The sequence below is a fragment of the Nesiotobacter zosterae genome (assembly GCF_033843645.1).
In the GTDB taxonomy this organism is placed as follows: domain Bacteria; phylum Pseudomonadota; class Alphaproteobacteria; order Rhizobiales; family Stappiaceae; genus Pseudovibrio; species Pseudovibrio zosterae.
Genome location: NZ_JAWXVZ010000013.1, coordinates 39,463 through 56,983, shown reverse-complemented (window position 1 = coordinate 56,983; position 17,521 = coordinate 39,463). Strand labels below are relative to the sequence as shown.

The 17,521-nt window shown below is 55.5% G+C and carries 21 protein-coding genes; 1 reads left to right on the top strand and 20 read right to left on the bottom strand.

All coding sequences use genetic code 11. The features are described from left to right. Nucleotides 1–226: 226 nt before the first annotated feature. The 5 genes from Q3Y58_RS17295 to Q3Y58_RS17275 are packed head-to-tail and all read right to left on the bottom strand — an operon-like array spanning nt 227 to nt 4,619. The gene (locus tag Q3Y58_RS17295) at nt 227–901 is read right to left on the bottom strand and encodes a DUF4376 domain-containing protein (protein ID WP_319623115.1); all 675 of its coding nucleotides are present in this window, start codon (nt 899–901) and stop codon (nt 227–229) included. 8 nt (nt 902–909) lie between these two features. Continuing rightward, nucleotides 910–2,385, bottom strand: a complete 1,476-nt coding sequence (locus Q3Y58_RS17290) for a phage tail-collar fiber domain-containing protein (protein ID WP_319623114.1) — start codon at nt 2,383–2,385, stop codon at nt 910–912. After that, entirely contained in the window at nt 2,382–3,134 is a 753-nt protein-coding gene (locus Q3Y58_RS17285) for a phage tail protein I (RefSeq protein WP_319623113.1), read from the bottom strand. The genes Q3Y58_RS17290 and Q3Y58_RS17285 overlap by 4 nt, the downstream gene beginning before the upstream one ends. Continuing rightward, nucleotides 3,127–4,269, bottom strand: a complete 1,143-nt coding sequence (locus Q3Y58_RS17280) for a baseplate J/gp47 family protein (RefSeq protein WP_319623112.1) — start codon at nt 4,267–4,269, stop codon at nt 3,127–3,129. The genes Q3Y58_RS17285 and Q3Y58_RS17280 overlap by 8 nt, the downstream gene beginning before the upstream one ends. Then, on the bottom strand, nt 4,269–4,619 hold the full coding sequence (locus Q3Y58_RS17275; RefSeq protein WP_319623111.1) for a phage baseplate protein: 351 nt from the start codon (nt 4,617–4,619) through the stop codon (nt 4,269–4,271). The genes Q3Y58_RS17280 and Q3Y58_RS17275 overlap by 1 nt, the downstream gene beginning before the upstream one ends. Before the next feature lie 142 nt (nt 4,620–4,761). Between Q3Y58_RS17275 and Q3Y58_RS17270 the strand changes: the two genes are divergently transcribed. Next, entirely contained in the window at nt 4,762–5,169 is a 408-nt protein-coding gene (locus Q3Y58_RS17270) for a DUF2513 domain-containing protein (protein WP_319623110.1), read from the top strand. A gap of 30 nt (nt 5,170–5,199) precedes the next feature. Here the strand turns inward: Q3Y58_RS17270 and Q3Y58_RS17265 are convergent, their stop codons facing one another. The 15 genes from Q3Y58_RS17265 to Q3Y58_RS17195 all read right to left on the bottom strand — a co-directional run bounded on the left by Q3Y58_RS17265 (nt 5,200) and on the right by Q3Y58_RS17195 (nt 16,943). Further along, nucleotides 5,200–5,709, bottom strand: coding sequence for a hypothetical protein (locus tag Q3Y58_RS17265; RefSeq protein ID WP_319623109.1), 510 nt, complete (start codon nt 5,707–5,709; stop codon nt 5,200–5,202). Between the two features lie 9 nt (nt 5,710–5,718). Beyond that, complete coding sequence (locus tag Q3Y58_RS17260; protein WP_319623108.1) at nt 5,719–6,831, bottom strand: phage late control D family protein; 1,113 nt, start codon at nt 6,829–6,831, stop codon at nt 5,719–5,721. 8 nt (nt 6,832–6,839) lie between these two features. Then, a complete protein-coding gene (locus Q3Y58_RS17255) occupies nt 6,840–7,085 on the bottom strand; it encodes a tail protein X (RefSeq protein ID WP_319623107.1) in 246 nt (81 codons plus the stop codon). Then, nucleotides 7,085–7,552 carry a phage tail protein gene (locus Q3Y58_RS17250; RefSeq protein ID WP_102866728.1) on the bottom strand — a complete coding sequence of 156 codons (468 nt, stop codon included), beginning with the start codon at nt 7,550–7,552 and terminating at the stop codon, nt 7,085–7,087. Before Q3Y58_RS17250 ends, Q3Y58_RS17255 begins: the two co-directional genes overlap by 1 nt. Further along, nucleotides 7,553–10,291, bottom strand: a complete 2,739-nt coding sequence (locus Q3Y58_RS17245) for a tape measure protein (protein ID WP_319623106.1) — start codon at nt 10,289–10,291, stop codon at nt 7,553–7,555. It abuts the gene before it with no gap. 187 nt (nt 10,292–10,478) lie between these two features. After that, the gene (locus Q3Y58_RS17240; RefSeq protein ID WP_274216737.1) at nt 10,479–10,859 is read right to left on the bottom strand and encodes a hypothetical protein; all 381 of its coding nucleotides are present in this window, start codon (nt 10,857–10,859) and stop codon (nt 10,479–10,481) included. Between the two features lie 104 nt (nt 10,860–10,963). Further along, nucleotides 10,964–11,485, bottom strand: a complete 522-nt coding sequence (locus tag Q3Y58_RS17235; protein ID WP_102866731.1) for a phage major tail tube protein — start codon at nt 11,483–11,485, stop codon at nt 10,964–10,966. 24 nt (nt 11,486–11,509) lie between these two features. Then, entirely contained in the window at nt 11,510–12,817 is a 1,308-nt protein-coding gene (locus Q3Y58_RS17230) for a phage tail sheath protein (RefSeq protein ID WP_319623105.1), read from the bottom strand. Beyond that, nucleotides 12,810–13,037 (bottom strand): hypothetical protein, encoded by a 228-nt coding sequence (locus Q3Y58_RS17225; RefSeq protein ID WP_102866733.1) that lies wholly within the window; start codon nt 13,035–13,037, stop codon nt 12,810–12,812. Before Q3Y58_RS17225 ends, Q3Y58_RS17230 begins: the two co-directional genes overlap by 8 nt. 3 nt (nt 13,038–13,040) lie before the next feature. Further along, nucleotides 13,041–13,502 (bottom strand): Gp37 family protein, encoded by a 462-nt coding sequence (locus tag Q3Y58_RS17220; protein WP_274216736.1) that lies wholly within the window; start codon nt 13,500–13,502, stop codon nt 13,041–13,043. Then, nucleotides 13,499–13,969 (bottom strand): DUF1320 domain-containing protein, encoded by a 471-nt coding sequence (locus Q3Y58_RS17215; RefSeq protein ID WP_102866735.1) that lies wholly within the window; start codon nt 13,967–13,969, stop codon nt 13,499–13,501. Before Q3Y58_RS17215 ends, Q3Y58_RS17220 begins: the two co-directional genes overlap by 4 nt. A gap of 18 nt (nt 13,970–13,987) precedes the next feature. Then, nucleotides 13,988–14,329, bottom strand: coding sequence for a DUF7210 family protein (locus Q3Y58_RS17210; RefSeq protein ID WP_319623104.1), 342 nt, complete (start codon nt 14,327–14,329; stop codon nt 13,988–13,990). Nucleotides 14,330–14,399: 70 nt separating this feature from the next. Then, a complete protein-coding gene (locus tag Q3Y58_RS17205) occupies nt 14,400–15,335 on the bottom strand; it encodes a capsid protein (RefSeq protein WP_319623103.1) in 936 nt (311 codons plus the stop codon). Nucleotides 15,336–15,380: 45 nt separating this feature from the next. After that, nucleotides 15,381–15,752 carry a capsid cement protein gene (locus Q3Y58_RS17200; protein WP_319623102.1) on the bottom strand — a complete coding sequence of 124 codons (372 nt, stop codon included), beginning with the start codon at nt 15,750–15,752 and terminating at the stop codon, nt 15,381–15,383. A 42-nt stretch (nt 15,753–15,794) separates the two neighbouring features. Then, nucleotides 15,795–16,943: a hypothetical protein gene (locus Q3Y58_RS17195; RefSeq protein ID WP_319623101.1), complete on the bottom strand. Its 1,149-nt coding sequence runs from the start codon at nt 16,941–16,943 to the stop codon at nt 15,795–15,797. Between the last annotated feature and the right edge of the window lie 578 nt (nt 16,944–17,521).

Genomic DNA, 17,521 nt, shown 5'->3' with positions numbered 1-17,521 from the left:
ATCAATGAGCGTTTTGAAGTGCATAGTGCTCTGATGGAACTTGGTGGTCACTTGGGGCGTTAGAAACGCATCTCAAACCTCCTTTCTAACACCCCTTCTAGAGCACCTATTAATTGCTGATGATTATCCAGATGTGGCCCGGTGCCCAGAGTGTTTCTCTGGGCCTTCCGCTCCATAATTAAGGGGTTTCAAATACAAAGCGCCGGATGTCTTCCGCCTACAACCCTCAACCAATCTCTTGCTTTAGCGCGAAGTCGAAGGCGGGCTTTAAGGCCTCCTTTGTGTCTAGAGCCCCGGAACGGATCTGGCGTTGCACATCGCCTTCCGCTTCAAAGCAGGCCTGAACGTGTGCCAGAACCGCTTGAACGATCCTGAGCATGTCGGCATTGGTGATCTTGCGAGAAACGTTGCTCTTGAACTTGAAGGTGCTTGGATCGGGACGCAGCCCCTTGTCGATCTGTGTCAGAATTGAGAGCAGCTTGGCCTGGGCTTTGTCATCGCTGTCCACTTCATCCTGTTCACCAGATGCAAGCGTGATTGGGACACCTTGCGCTTCCACGGACTTGCGAATGGTGCCCAGCTCTTGCAGAAGCTCGTCCGTTGTTGGTGACGGCGGTGTAAAACTGCGTGTTAAGCCCAATTCCTCCGGATCGCCACAATCCAGAATTTCAACGGGTTCGCCTCTTTCATCGAACCATGCTTCGCCGCGATGATCAGGCACCGTGTGCCATGAAGCCCCGGCCCACCGAGCTGCCTGATTGGCGGAAAGAGCGGGAGGCGGCGTTTCCACGGTTCCCGCTGGCAGATGATATACCCCAGCCTCCAATGGGCTTTCATGGGCCAAAGCTTCGCCAACGAGATAGCCCTTGTCGTCGAGCTGATAGACAACTTTCGTGCTCATAATTCGCCTCAGTACTTGATGATCGGAAGATAGGCGGTGTTCACCATGCGGTTTTCGTGCGCCGTGGGGACTTGTTGTGAGGCGTCTAGGGCGAGATCATAGCCACCGCTTGTGCCGGAGTTCAGCATGGCCATGTGCCCATTTCTCATGCTCCCCTTCTTGAATGCGCCACTTTGTGCAGAATCACCATGCACAAGCCCGCCGCTCGAAAAGAAAGAAGATGAACCCGTAATGTTCCTGATCGCGTCACCCTGGTAACTGCCGATCACACGCCCTGGGTCGAGCCCTTTACCAAGATCAAGCCCGCGATCTACCCGGCCTCGATCATCAGGCAGGTTGAACGTGGTTGAGCCGTTGCCGCTACCGTGTCTCGTGCCGAGGACGTTAAAAAGGTCAGAGTAAGTCGCCCTGGAAACCGCTGCGCCATTTCGGATGAGCCAGCCATTAGGCGCGGACGTGCCATCATAGTGGGCGACAGTGCCGGGAGGCACGGCAGAGCCGACAAGCCCCTCCACATAGGAAGTCGATTTGGTGGCCAAAGATCCCAGACCAAGCTTGTTTCGCCATGCACTGGAGCTTGTTAATGCCAGCACGGTGAGTGAGAAATCACTGACCTTGTTGGCATCGAGTTTTGCGCCCACAGAATTTAGTATATCCGTTGCAAAGTTGGGATTGTCCCCCAACGCGGCGGCGAGCTCATCAAGCGTATTCAAAGCCCCCGGAGCGGCGCTGATCAGATCAGCGATTAACTGATCCACCTGCGCCTTGGTGTAGACATCAAGCACACCAAGCTCATTGAGTGTGGTCGGCTTGTCTTCCAACTGGGCATAGCGGTGAGTATGGTCCCCACCAGATTTTGCGTTCAACGCCGCGATCAACCCAACGATCTGGTCCATCTGATGGGTGTGATCGCGTGGCGGCATCACCTCTGCCAGAGCTTCATGCAGCCGTTTCGGGTCGATCACCTTGCGCTCAACCGTCTCATCAGCAGCTTCCGCTTTTGTTGCCCACGGATAGGTCGAGACCACCCAGCCTTGGGTGGCATAGCCATCAAGCGGATTGACCACGAGCTGGATGGCGTCCGTGTTCGTGATCTGCAAAACGATCTGAATGGTGAGCGTAGAAGCCGTTCCGTCAGAAAGGATGGCCTTATAGGTTTCGGGGTACTTCGCAATGGCGAACATGTTGCCTTGCGTATCGAACACCCCGGCCTCGCGGATCCACCAGCCGCCCACATCTGGGGGCACAATTGCTTCAATGACAAGCCATGCCGGGTTCTGCACATCCTGCGTGATGGAGGTGATCGGCACACGATGCAGCTCATTGCGTAAAGCGGCTTCGGAGCCGTCAGGGTCATAGGACGTGCCGTTGGCATCTCCAAGAGCCAACTGGCTCAAGGTAATACCACCGCCACCAGTAATGGCATCATTCAGCGCTGCCGAGCCATGGTCGGTCAGGCGTGTGTAATAGGTCGGACTGCTCATAGAGGCCTCGGATAGACGGTTGTGGTTACAAAACGGGCGCGCACGTGCGCCGCTGCCCCGGCTGGGCCATGACTTGAGATCACGTCAGGCCGCCATGGCCAGATGCGCAGGACGTCCCCGGTTGAGGCGGCTGCGCCGATGCCAAGCGGCATGGCGCTAGATAGCTCGGTGGAGATCGGAGGCAGGACCTTTGTTTGATGAAGGTCAGACACGAAGCCGCGAAAACGAATTGGCGTGCGCGTAATGGACAGCCAGCGTGTGGCTGTCTCCTGCGAATGGCGCTTCGTTGCTGCGACTGATTTGAATGCGCTTTTTTGCACCTCAAGGCTGAGCGGCACCTCAGGCGGCTCATCCAGATCGCCCAACCTCAGCGTGATCTCATGGGTATCATGCGGGCCTTGCGGGCTCTGCTGCCACCAATGCTCAATGTCAGCGGCGATACCAAGCAGGCTTTGTGCAAGCTTGACACCTTCATCACGCCCCTTTTTCTCGTGAAGCTCAAAAGCCCTGTCGACCAGTTTGCGTGCCAAAGGCTCTGGCAGTCCATCTTCACCAATGAACTCTTCCAATGAGCGGTCGTGAAGGGCAAGCGACAAGGCCTCGGAAGAAATCTCTTGCCCGTTGCGCTGCATCAGCACCGAAAAGTCAAAGTCAGAGGCCATCGCCGCAAAGGCGTCGAGCACAGCGCGTGAGCGGGGCTCGTTGATGCTTGGTGGGATCAGGGTATGGGGAAAGCGCCGGTCAGCCATGGCTTGTTTCCGCGCTTAACGTAATGTCTCGGATGACGGCGAACTGTGTTGATCCAAGCTGCCTGCCAGAAAGCCCGCTCACCTCCAACTGAACATCAATGACGCCCTCAACAACTCGTATTGCTGGTGTTAAGGCCGAAAGTGCCAGATATTCCCCAAGCCGCTGCGACCAGATCATACCAGCGCTGCGAATGGCGTCTTCGGCGGCCTGCCGAATGCTCTCGAAATCGCCGGTTGTCTTCAACGTGCCTGTAATGTCCAGCACCACTTGGTCTGCCGGGTGAACACTCAAATCATCGCCCTGAGGGCGCTTGGTTTCCGGGTCCATGTAGGCCAGCAGGTCACTACAAAAAGCGGTGCTTGGTGCCCCGGATTTGGTCAGCACATAAAGCTCGATTCTCCCTGGCTCAGGCCGCAGTACCTCCACATCCAGAATGTCAGGTGAAAACCCACGGGCCTGTTGGCGGTAGCTTTCCTTTGGTCCCGCCTTGGAAATACGGTCAAAGGCATGAGCTGCGCGCTCCAGCAAGGAAGCGTCTGTTTCGTCCTCGGTGCCACCTTCGCTCGCGGTGGTATTGACCACCTTCACATCCGGGTAGCCCTCTGGCATCTGGGTCAACTGGCCCGCAAGCAGACCGTTGGCCTCGACCCCCGGCGTAACAGCGGTTGCACGGCCAATGGCTTCCGTTTCTCCTGCTTTCAGGATCAACTGACTATCAAGTGCAAATGAAAACGCCCCGGAGCCCACCGAAAGCCCTTCAGGCAGAGCCAGATCGCTTGTGCGCGGTGCTTCAAGCGTAAACTTGAGTGTCACTGTGGCGGCCTTGGCCTTCAGCCGAAAGGTGCCGTTGTTAGCCGCTGCCACATCCAGAGAATGGCCGGAGGCAAACAACAGCCAGCGCTTGTCCGCTGCATCTTGACCCTCTTTGCCCAACAGCGAAAAGCCATAGGCCAGCACGTTGATGAGCAGCATTTCATAGTGACCGGGATAGAGCTTGCGCTGCGGGCCGTCTGGATGGGTTTCCCACCACGCCACAAGCTTTTCCTTCCACGCTTTGGCGGAAGTAGTGAAGTGCTGCGGCGGGCCTCGCCGGATCAGCTCAGATGGGCTAAGGGCTTTGATGAGATCGACCATCAGGCAACCCTCATCAGGTCAACATCGGTGCGCTGAAGCTCGGCAAGCACGTCAGAACGGGGACGCCAGTAAATGGAGGCAGTGAAGTAGGCAAAGCCCGCCTGGGCCACATCAACCCGATCCAACACCACCCGTGGCTCCCAGCGGCTAATGCCCTCCCAGATCTCTTTGGAGATGCCCGGAATGGCCTCAGCAGGCACACGGTCGACGTAGCTCAGCGCATCGCAAAACTGTTCTGGTTCGGTTGGGACAGAAAGCTTAGGCGTCAGGCAGATCAGGCGGATGCTCTGGGCAAGGTCATCAAGGCCGATTGCAGCCTCGTTCCAAGGCGCATCATCTTCCTGTGCCAACCTAATCTGCCAATGGAGAGGATCTAAAACCATCGCCCGCAAACGTCCTTGCCAAAACCTTTAGTTGTCGGCAAGCTACCGCGCGGGCGATGTAGAGGTTACGGAAGTGTTCCGAACGTGTATCATCTAGTGAGGATTGAATATGAGCGAATTTAAAATGGACCGCGACATGGATTATGTTCGCGACCTTCTCTTACAGATGAAGGACGGAAAGCGAACATTTGTTGCCCGTTCCGATGAGGTCGGTGATGTTCTTGGTTTAGAGCCAATAGGCATGAACAATGAAGAGGCCAACAAACTAGAATATCACCTCAATCTTTTGGACAAGGCCGCCTTCATTGAGATTGGCAGTAAACCTGGTGACGGGACTTACATCATCGATAGCATTACTTGGGATGGGCATGATTTCCTAGATAGTGTCCAAGACGACGAAATTTGGGAGAAAACCAAAGAAGGCGCTAAGAAGGTAGGAGGCTTCACCGTTGACCTTTTGGTTGGCATCGCCAAGAGCTACCTAGAGGCGAAAGCCAAAACACATTTAGGTCTTTAGTAAGGGTAGTAAACTTTACACCTCCTTCCCTTAAACCACTGGCCCGGTATTGGCAGGTCCCGGCAAAATGCCGCTGTGAGCGTGCGTTTCACCCACTTCCTTGCCGTTGTGGGTGACACTGGCACCTTCAATCTTCACTTCACCTCTTAGCTCGATCAGGCTTGCGTCCAGAGTAATCTTGGGCGCGCCTTTGATCTTCATCTCGCCTGTGGTCTTGTTGACGAAGATTTCCAGCGGCCCGAAAACTTCATGAGTAATGTTCGGATCTTCAGAAGGTGGCGCGTCCTCGTCTGACCAGACCGCGCCGCCGATGACCCCGTCCTCTCCATAGGCATCCAGAAGGCACCACACCTGCGTGCCAACCGCAGGCATGTCGTAGCTCTTTTGCCCTTTGGTGTTACGCTGGCTGACGGATAGCCAGGCAGAAGCATTACGGTCCTCATCCTGGAACGCCACCCGCGCTCTGCCCCCCGTACCATGTTCTATAATGATGCCGCGCTTGAACGGGCTTGTGGCTTCGCCATCGGTTACTCGGGACATGGTGGCTCCTTAAAACGTCTCGCCTGCTGGTCTGGAAAGATCTTGAACAGACCCTGAGAACAGACCAGTGCTGCTGGCAGAACTGGCGTTGCTTGTTGCGCTGTCTTGTTTCTTCACAGCACCATCCTGGCGAATGGCCTTCAGCTCCAGATCAGTGGTGTAGGAACCGCGCTTGATCCTGTGAACCGCCTTGTGCACCAGATAGAGCGCGGCATACTTGCCAAAGGTTGACCCCAGCGCCACAACCTGTCCCGCAATCAGCAGCGGGTTACCGACAAGGGTCAAAGAGGCCGTCAACCCATCCTCGTTCGCCTTGGCAAGACGGGCCTCGGCAATCTTCTGCGCTTCCTCTCCATCCTCAACACGTTCATCAATCGTGAGCGTGTCTCCGGATGCAACTGAAGGGTCTTCCGCTTCACCGGTGATCAGCTTTTTCTTCTGGCTATGGTGGTACAAGACTTTGGCCTTGCCAAATGTCTGGGCTGTCTGATCCTTAGCCCGCCACCTGATGATTGGGGTGCCGTCTACCAGGTCAAAGAGATGAACCGGGGCTCTGTCTTCCAGGTCCTTGCGTTTGTGGAACACGAGCTGCTTGTCTTTGATGGTGAAGAAATAACCGTAGTCTTCAGAAAGTCGCCGCAAAAACTGAAGGCTCCGCTCGCGGCGCTGGCGTTTGTACTGGAACGGGATTTCTTCAATTTTGCCCGAGACGGCATAGCCCAGCTCCGTGGCGATCTCGGAGATCACCTTTTTCAAGGTTGTGTTTTCAAAGGCCTTGGACTTCCTGGTGCGTTGCTCTTCGCTGAAATAGGCTGAAGTTGCCCGAAAGCTGACCCGATCATTGAGGCGCGCACCGGACGCTTCGGGTACATCCACTTCAAAACTTCCGCAGGGCATGGGCGGAAAACCAACATATCCGATGGATGCAACGACCTTGTCACCGTGCTCAGGCCGCCACGGCCCGCGCCACAGGCCTGCATCGTCGCGCAAGGTGACGGCGACTTCGTCTGCCGCCCCATGAAGGTGATCCGTCCAGGCGAACTCCAACAAGTGCGGGGCAAGGTTTGCCGCCACCTCGGTGCCGTTGATCAGCAAAGACAGGAAGGGCTCACGTAGATCCATGGCGGCCTCTATCGCTTCCACGGCGGCAGCAGGTTCACGTCCAAAGGAGATTGTCCCACGACGGGAATGCGCAAGGGTAACCGAGGCGGTAAAATAGCTGGAAACTGTGCGATTTCACCGGGAAAGAGATGCCGGTTTTCTTTGATCAGCAAATCCATCATCCCTGCATCCTGATAGTATACCCATGCAATGGTATCCCAGCGCTCGCCCGGCTCGGTAACATGTTCCAGATAGTCGCCCGTTGTGTTGGTCATCAGCGCAGCCTCTTCAACAAGGGGTTCAATAGTGCAACCGCCGCGCCAGCAATACCCGTCGCCCCGATGCTGAGAGCGCCATTCGGCACTTCAACCAGTTCAAGAGTTGCCGCAATGCGAACCACACGGCCGCTCACGCTCGTTTTGTGAGTGGTGCCCTTGATCTGCTTGATGAAATAGTTCTTGCCGTTAAAGCCGCCTCCACCAGGAATGAAAGGCATGACGTCGCCAGCAATCTTCGCAGCAACAAGGCGGGCATACTCTGCTTCGGGATTGCAGAAGCTTTCGTCAAAGAAAAAGCTGAAGCTGCGCCGATCAAGTGCTTCGCCGCCGCGTTGGGGAACTGGCTTGCCGCGAACTACCTTGTGTTCATGGAAGTCATTTACAAGCGTCTCAGTTGCCGCTGTTGGGCCAGCCATGACGCTGGATGTACCCAACTGAATGTTCCCCAGGCGTGCAAAAATCATCTAGAACTCAAGCCTCCGCCGCTCAGCAAGTTTCTGTTCAATCAGGTCAACCATGCGGTCGGCCTGCTCCTCCAGGACAGCGACAATGTCATCCTCCGTAAGTGAGGCTCCTGAGCCTATCGTGATCGTGGGGCTGAAGGTGACGGATATGGTTCCGCCAGGGGCTGCTGCTCCCATTGCGCTGGGTCCGCCAACTGCCTGAAGTGCTTGAGACGGAGGCGTGATGCCCTGCGGTGCGGACGCCGCCAAAGATGGCGAAACCGATGCGGTTGAAAGCGTTGCTGCAGCCATAGTCGCCGCTGCGGCCTTGCGCATGGCATTCACCATAGGAGCAGGCTTGATGGATGCGGCAATGGTTTCCCCGAACTTGAGCCGATGGATATCCGAGAGGGGTCCCAATTTCGCGGGAGAAGAAGGCAAATGATCTCGCAGGGTTTGGGTAACCCGGCGCATCTCGTCAACCAGCAAATGAGCGCGTGAACGCATCCCGGCGGCAATGGTCTCCATCATCCTTCGGCCATGACGCGCAAAGTCGAGGCTATCCAATCGAGCTTCCAGCGAGGCGATGACATCGCGCATCAGGTCTGGGAGCCTAACTGCGAACTCCCGCAGGGCGTTAAGTTTGGACATGGCCGAACCCATATCGGTTGCTGCAACCGCGCTCAGTGTTCCTTGCAGTTTCTGTGCAGCGGCATTGGCACGTTCAAGGCTAGCCGGATCTCGAGCCGCGATGGTAACAGCGTCATCATCACCGAACAGGCTGGTGACCTTGTTCCAGGCCGCACCGGCGCTTTGCGCCATGTTCTCAATCATGCCGCCTATGTCGGGCAGCTCAGGCAGAGGGATCTCAGGCCATTCCCACTCAGGAAGCCAGTCCAGAGAGAAGAAGTAAATCAGGCTTTCCCGAATTTCATCGAAGCTCGGAAGATCCAGAGCAGGTAATTCTGGCCACTTCCAGTTGGAGACAAGAGCCGAAAGATCTGCCCAGAACTGAGTGAACCACGTGCTGATTTCGCCCCAGTTGCTGATGATCATGCCGAGCGGGGTCCATGAAAACAGTGTTTTCAGGCCTTCCCAAGTGAGGTCCGCAGTTTGCTTGATGCCCTGCCAAAGCTGACCAAGCCACTCCTCAACGGCACTCCAGTTGTTGATGATGATGCCAAGCGGCGTCCAGGAGAATGCAGTTTCAAGGTAGTCCCAGAGTGCGCCTGCGGCTTGTTGCATCCATTCCCAGGCGCCAACGAGCCATTTTGAAACCACATCCCAATTGTCATAGATGAGCCAGGCGGCAGCAGCCAAAACCGCTACCACAGCAACAATGGCAAGGATCGGCCAACCGACCGCGAGAATTCCGCCGCCCAAGGTCACAAGTCCCGCACCAAGAGAAACAAGCCCGGTTGCTATGCTTGTCAGCGCAGACAGAACCGGCATTGCGATTAGGATGCCAATAAGGTTGTTCCACCCACCAAGAGCATCCGCCGCGTATGCCAGCCAGGATCCGACTTCTTGCAGCACCTTCGACGCTTCCGCTCCAAAGGCCCAAAGGCTTTGCAAGCCGGAAATGATGTTAGCACTGATTTCTTCTGCGAGTTGGAGCAGTGATCCATCGGCCTTCATTTGGTTGAGCCTATCCAGAAACCCTTGAAGCTTGTCCTTCGCCCAGTCGAAGACACCTGCGTCCGCAATGAGAACTCGAAAATCGAACCAGTGCTGGCGCATGTTGGACATCATACCGTCCCAGGTGCGGGACATTTTTTCCGAAGCGCCAACGGCCCGCTGTCCCATGAGCTCAACAAGCTTTGAAATTACGTCACGCCCCAACTCTCCGTTTGACGCCATTTTCATAAGTTCTGAGGCGGATTTTCCGGTTGCGTCCGAAAGCATGTCCCATACAGGAATCCCTCGTTCCAGGAGCTGCATGGCTTCCTCACCTTGCAGCTTTCCCTTTGTCCAGGATTGACCAACCGCCATGATGACGCCCTGCAGATACTCTGCATTACCGCCGTTCATCGCCATTGTGTCTGTAAGCGCGAGCAAAGACCCATTCGTAGGATCAATTCCGAATGCCTTTAATTTTGCGTAGGATTCGATGACATCATTAGTTTCGAGCGGCGTGGTAACAGCGAAGTTTCTAACCCACTCCAATGCTCTTCGACCTCGTTCAGCTGATCCCTCCAGAGCATTGAGCTGGATTTGATAGTTTTCAATCTGGGCGGCCGGGCCAATCACGGCTCCTGTTGCACCGCCGACAAGCCCTGAAGCCCCAGCATAAAGACCAGCACCAAGAGCCAAACCTCGACCGATCTTTCCCGCACCGCCCCTGATGAGATTGCCTCCGGCGCGGATCTTGTCTGCCTGAGCCTTGACCTTGCCGAGGGCGCGAGAAAGCAGTGCGGCTTTGCGCACCGCTTCTCCCGTTTTGCCAACAAAACGGCTCATGGCATATCGAGAGCGTTCTGCCTGACGGGCGGTATCATTTATCCCTCGCGCAGCCGCTTTCGCGCCTTGAGCCGCCTTTTGTTGTGCCTTGGCCACCTTGGCGGTGGCCTGTGCTGTTTGCCCCGTTGCTTTCTCGAGTTTTTCGGTGGTCTTGACCTGCTTCTCAGATGACTTCAGTTGTCCCTTTTGAAGCTTTTCCTGAGCCTTGAGCTGCTTTTCCATCCGGGTGTTGAAAGCCAGCAGACGCCGCATCTTTTTTGATGCGCGATCTTTGAACTCAGCGGTAATGCCAAGACGCATTGCAATCTCCCCATCTACCGCCGAGACGCTGCCTCAACAGCTTTCCTTTCGGCTTCTGCTCGTGCTTCATCAAGGGTGACTTGCTCGTCAAAGTGAGAGAGGAATTCGACTTCGCTCAGATCATCCAGGTAGCCGGGAGACCAGCCCCGATTGACCATGTATGTGTGACAGGCAAGCGTTGACAGCGCTAAGCCGCTGCCGTGCTCCCGTTTCCCTCATCGTCCTCTTCAAGGTCTTCATCGGGGCCGCCGAAGATTTCTGCCAACAAGGCATTGCCATCGGTGTCCGGGATATAAGCATTCCAATCGGCCTCGGTGATTTTCTCGCCGTCAAACTGGCAAATGTTGCAAATGTAGAGGATTTGAGCCCGGCCAATCTTGTTTTTGGCCAGCGATAGTGCTCGCGTCCAGGCACCATGCTTGCGGAACTTGGGAAACGTCACGTCCACCCGTGTCTCCGGAAGTACAAAGCTCTCGGTACCGTCATTGGCGGTCCGGTAGGCTTTGAGCTTTGCGATAACACCCGGCGTTTCCGGTGTTGTAACTGTGTTTTCTTCAATCTTCTTCATGGCGCACCTCGCAGAATGGGTTTTGCGTTAGACAACAAAAAAGCCCTCCGCGCGGGAGGAGCACGGAGGGCTTAAGGTCGCGGTCTACATTGACCGTTATGCGCTTATCTGCGCCACATCTCGCCGGAAGAGTTCCGAACCGAGCTTGCAAATACGTCAACTTCAATCAAGGGCTGATTGCTGTCATGAATGCGTTGCACCAAACGGGAGATAGACATTTCGTGGGTTTGCTCTTCCGCATCCCCATTCTTGCTTTCACCAAGTTCATGACCGAAGAAGCGCGCCTGAATGACAGTGACGAGCGTATATGAGCGCTCCAGGTCGGCTCCTTCCGAACCATTGACATCCACATACTTGTGCAGCTGAAGTGTGTGGGTGACCGTTGGATTTAAAAACGCTTCTTGCAGCTCGGGATCGACACTGCTCATGGTGAGCTCACCAGTGAGTGCTTCCAGCGTTCGGGTAGGTGCCTTGTAAACTGCTACCTGTCCCAGCGTTTCAATATCGACCGTCTTCCACTCAATCTTTGGCATCTTGAAAGTCTTGGCCAGACCCACAAGCGTGTTGTCACCCAAATAGATTTCAGCATTGGTGATTTGCCCGAAGCGACCGCGATAATCTGCCATGCGCTATCCCTTTCTCTTAGCCACTTAGGCCGCTTCAGACTGGGCCAAACCCAGTGCATCGGCCAGAAGATTGATGTTGATGGAACGGCGCACGGTGATTGTTTCCATGATACCGATTGGAGCGAACTCAAGCGTGTAGTGATACCAGCCATCGGCTGCATAGGCGGCGCTCATCTTCTCGCGATCAAAGGCAAACCTGAACCCGGAGAGCTCAGGATCATTGCCCCCTGTCTTGGCAATACCCCAAGCATTGATAGCGTCTTCAACTTGCTCAATACGCGCCAGTGAGCCATTGCGATCCTTCTTTTCATCCAGAAAGTGAAGGATGGCTTCATCAAGAACATCCTGGGTGTACTGGGCGTGAAAGAAGGTGAGCATGGACGTTTGGGTTGGGTAACCAGCATTACGGTTCCCCGAGGTATGAGGACCTTTGCCGAACCGCTCTTCTACCGAGATGATACCATTTGAGCGGGTGACTTGTGTGTCACTGGACCCATCACCCGGTACGTACAGAACATCCTGCGCTGCGCCTTCAATCCCTTTAATGGGGCGGTTGGAGGGGCTGTGGTGGTAGCCATATTCCATCACGCTCATGAGTACGATACCCATCAGATAGGCTGAGTAGTGATCTGGGATGACCTTGCCAGCTTGATCCGAGGTTTCATCAAGATTGACTGTTTCCATCATTGGCCAACAGAGATTGACCCGCGTGTCATTTGTCTGGAAGTCAAAGGATCCCATTGGCCCACGAGCTTCCTGCAATTGCTGAAGGGTGACGCCATATGGCGCATCCCAATAGCAGCGGGCGCGAATACGTGCACAGATCGCTGCCATTTCAGCGCGCACACCAGGTAGGCCGTCAAAGCCAGGCGCTGCGATGTTTTTGGGGAACCAACCAAAACGCTGATAACACGAATAGGCCAACTTCAAGCCGCTGGGCTTGCCAGTGGCATCAAATGCGCCAATGATATCGAGTTGATCGACCTTACTTGGATCGGGCTGATCGGCATCGTCCTTGTGCTGTTGCGGGTCGAATACGTTGACAACACAGATGGTTCCAATCCCGCGTGTTCTTGCCTGCTTGAACATGGCCCGAAGCTTTTGCGGCAGAGTGTAGCCCTCCCGGAAAGGACCAAACAGCTTTGCTATGTCCGCTTCTCGCCGGATCAAGATGGGGCGGTTGACATATTTGGCCTGCTCTTCGGGCGTGTCGTGCACTTCCTGAATTGGCGCAGTGCCGACGATAAACGCAGTGGCGGCCTTCAACTCGCGAACAAGAACGCCATCTTCATTGGCATCTACAATTTCAGCGCCAAAAATTCGTTCAGCCATTGGCCTTCTCCATCGCAGTCTTCAAGATGCCGCCACATACCCAAGCGCTTATTGTTGGGTGGTTTGTGGGCAGTGTGTATGTCTTGCCAGGGAAAAACGTGCCTTCAAAAAAGACCGTGTGCTCTCCGTTTTCGCCCTTCGCCTTAAGCTGAACCGACTGGATCGGGCCGCTGTAGACGAAGTCAGAAAACTCGGCCGGTATCTGGTCATGAGCGCTCATGCTCTAGTCCTCCTGTCGTGGAATTGAAGGGACCGGACGTTGCGGTCCTTGGTGTTCGGAAACGCTACGCACAAGGCAGCTCACCTCGATTTGCCAGCGCCACAAGCCAGGTGCTTGGTCCACAAGGTCCTCACGCTCCATCATCAAAGGGGTGGAGCCTGCCAACGGGTAATTTTGAAGTGCAGCTCGACACCGTTCGAGACACACATAAGCGCCATGTTCGCCATTCAGGCTGGTAAAACTCAGAGCGACAACAAAGCGCATTTGACGGCTTTGGGTGGCGTTGTTTAGCCCATTGTCGCTTGAGTAACGGGATCCTCCGTAGTGAACCAGAGCTGCCATCTGAAAGTTGGCAAGGTCAAACTCTTCCGGCTTGGAAGGGAACCCGTCTACATGCGCTACAGACGGCAAGTAGAGCTTGAGCCGTTCAACGATCTGGTTCTGGAGACGTTCAATCAACGTCATTGATACCCCTCCAGTACTTTGTCCGCGCGCCCTTCACCAAAGTCGGCGGCTATGGATCCAGAGTGATGTTCCGCTTCGCCGCCATCGCTCAAGCCCAGAGAAACCCGGCCCGCTTGAACATCTTTGAGCCAGGAAAGGCAGTCCCGATAGCGATTGCGGGTCTCTTCCTCAACCGCGTTCGTATGGTGGATCCGGTCTCGCAGGTAGTAGATCGCAAGATCCGAGATCACGCCCTTCAAGGCTTCAGGAGCCTGGTCTGGCGTGATCGTTTTCAAAGCTGGATAGCGGCTATAAAGATAGCCGGACGCCATAGCCTCGGCGCGGGCAAGCTGCGCTTCCAGACGGGCGCGGTCCAGCGTTCGACCGCCAACAGAGTTCGGTCCGCCAATCCCGGCAAGGGAGAGCAGATTGCTCTCGTCATGTCTCAGGATGAACTCATCAATCGTTAGAAAGCGCAGGCTTGCCATCGTAACTAACGCTCCTGCCTACGCGTTTTCAGCGGTCGCGATCAATGCCGCGTGCGCGGCTTTGACCTCATCGGCAGAAACATCAAAGCCTGTGATCCGCTCGACGGCCTTAACGCTTGGTGAGCCGTCTTTGTTGAAGTCAGCCTCTGGCGTCAGGTCGGCGATGGCCTCACAAATCAGCTCCTGGCGTTCCTCGGCAGAAAGCGCGGGTCGGTCCTCGTCAGGATCTCCCAACACGCCGAGCGCCTGTAGCGTTTTCGCCTGGGCGGCTGTCATCTCGATTTTATCGCCCTTGGCAAAATGCTTACCGTTGTGCTTGAGATTGGCAAGAACGGGAAAGGAATGGGTTTCCGGCTGCATATCAACTGGCCTCTTGTTTGATTGAAAGACAGAGCGGAGCAAGACCCCGCCTTAGAACAGCGAAAAAGGACTAGGCGGCTGTGGCGTTTCGGATGAGAAAGCCTGCACGTGGCGCTACAATAAGCTCACGCACTTCTTCTGCAGAGCGAATGAACTTGCCGCCGCGAATGCCCATATTGGCCGGTAGAGAGCCCGCAACCTTGGTGCCGTGAACTGCTGTGAACCCGAATGTCATGCCGCCGCTGGTATCTGCAGTGCGGTCGATGTACTGACCTGTAACCACATTGTCCCAGACACGGGCAAGAACGGGATCTTCGCCAGGGCGTTTCAGGTTCACGCGGCTTTCACCAACCAGAATGCGCTTGACCTCAAGAAGATCTGCCACCTGTTCTCGGGTTGCGCGTCCCTGATCTCCGGAGTTTCCGTGGACGGCCTTGACCACCTTCGGGTGCTTGCGCAAATCACGCCAGACCTTGAAGCCGAAAGTGAGCTGGGTTGGTTTCACCCAGCACGTTGCCATCATGTCTTCGATGATCGAAATGGGATCACTGGCTGGATCAGAGAAAAGATCAGAACCGGAAAGCGCTTCCACGTTATCCGCATGGTAGTTGGCTGGATCGGAAAGGATCGCAGCCACTCGGATTTCGCGATCCAGATTGACAATGTTGGTCGCCCGCTCGGTGGCCTTGCCTTCCGGGTTCCACTTGTTCTTCTTGGCTTCCTCAATCGTTACGTTGTCGAGCGGAATGTCGATGCCATAGGGTTCGACAGATGCATCTTTTTCAGTGCCTTCAATCTCGACCTGGTTAGGTGCCGAACGGCGGCCTACACGTGTATCGGGCACGGTGAAGTCACCAGCCTCATCATACCTGTGGTACTTGAAACTGCGGGGTGTCGGGACACGGGGCAGCACATCATTGGCAATCAGTGATACATCCGGGTTCTTGTAGCCGATTGCGATGGCCGTAAGCGTTGGGCTTTCGGTAAACTGGTCAGTTGCAGACATCTAAGAGATCCTTGGTGGGATTGGGAAACGTGGAAAGGGGCCGCTTTAGCCTGTGATGTAACCGGGCAGCACATGCATATCGCCCACCGCGCCTGCGGTTGCCGTGCACATGGCATGTCCGCCGATGGCAATTGTTACGCCGCTGGCAGGCTCGGCTTTGATTGCGCGCCCCTGGGCATCACTGGTCAGGGGATCACCAAAGGCCACATCACCACCAAAGGTGACGGGACGGATGCCATCCAGATAAACGTCAAGACGCTCGCCGTCCTTTGCGCCGCGTACACCGGACGTACCGAGGATCTTCTCGTCCAATGCAGCACATTTGGTATGTCCGCCCTTTGTACCAGGAGCTATGAGACGGTACTTTTCTGTCGCACCTTGACTGGTGAAGTTCTTGATGAGCCCGAACTGCTGCATCTTTTCATCTCCGATTAGCTGATTGAGTAGGGAAAAGAGGCCTTAGTTCTTCAGGCCATGCTTCTTGCGCACCGCCGTGACAGCATCCGTCATGGAAACTTCAATGCCCGCTTCCCGCTTTGAAGCCTGAAACTCGACGGCCTCTTGTGCGATGGTTTGTTCATCAACTTCATCGCCTTGTGCCGGTTCTCCCAGGTCGTGGGTACCGAACTCGACGATCTTCGGCTGAGATTTGAAAAGCCCTTTTGCCAACTCCAAAAGGTCTTCTGTTTTGGTCTCATTGCCTTCAGCAAACTCAACGGATCCGGCATCGGCTTGTGCAAGCCCGTTCAAAAGTGCCACGACACGAGGCTTGTGCCCGGAGGCGAGACGGCCTTCTCCGACGAGATTGTCGGCAAAGTCCTCATGCTCCTTACTGCGCGCTTGCCTTTCTCGCGTCTGGAGCGCCGCCTCTCGTGCAGCAAGAGCGGCCTCACGGGCGGCAAACTCTGTGCTTTCCTCTGGTTTCGGATTTGACTTTGGCGTTTTCGGATTTCTCACCGGATCGTCCTCTTCAGTTTCTGAAAATTCGCTCAACTCCGCCGCTGGCAAGGTATCTCCCGCCTCATCGATCCAGTTGACCTCCCAGTTGGGGATTACCTTGTCGGCGGTTTCCTTGCCGTGCTCTTCAATGAAAAACTCGCGGATACGGCGGAACAGCCCAGCCACATCCTTGAAGGCGCGCTCACCGAACTCGATGGTGACAACGTCATCGCCCTCAGCGAACTCCACGGGCTTCAGGCCGGAGACAGCAGGTGCAGCGCCTCCCAGAAATCCAACATGGCGGGGATAGAGCTCATTGCCCGCTGGATTTGATGGTGCGCCCGGCTGGAAGAAACTCATGGAGATCTTTTTGTAGCGGCCAGCCTCCACGGCCTCGGTAAAGGCTGGGTCCAGGTCGCCAACTTCAGCGACGAGACGCTCGGACGCTTCGTCATAGGAAAAGCTTTGCACCCAGCCATATGCGGGCGCGTTCGTCTTGGGATGGCCAACAACGACGGGAACTGGGTTCACCTTGGCATCATATCGCTCCGCAAGAGCGGACAGCTCATCACCCGTGATGGAGAACGAGGTGCCCCCCATTGACAGGAAGGTACCTGGACGAAACACCTCAATTTGTTTGGTCGTGGCTGACGATCCTGTTTTGCCCATCTTGCGTTTACTCCAACACCTGAGTTCAAGTTGGAGCCATCATCGCAGCCAGATTAAAAATGAGCGCCGGAACACTTCCGCCGCTCTTTTGGGGTGTCGCGCATAGCTTTGCGAGCAGCATCTCTGGAATGCATGTTGGGCAAGTTGGGGAGACCAGCAGCACGGCCTGCGCCATTGTCAGATCAAACAGGCTTCCTGAGCGTTTCTAACGGACCTCTAACGCCGCCTCTTCAAAAAGTTGGGGCCGTGCTACCTGTAGAGAGCCCTTAACGCTCTGTGCGCCTTGAAACGCAACACCCGATTGGAGGGCAGACGCTGATGAAACCTGAGCCAAAGAGGAGCGCGGGCACTCAACCAGATGTGCGGTACATCCAGTGCCCTTCATGTAAAGGTCATGGAGTGCTGGACCCATATTGCCTCGCTATAGTGGAATGCGAGGACTGCAAAGGTCGAGGGTACAATCTGGAGGAAGTTGAAACCAGACAAGGTGGAAAGATACTGCCCATGGCTGATGATGGAGGCTTTCGCAAGTAGGCGGCTTTGGATGTGGAAGCATTGTATTGCAAAGCATTGCGGGA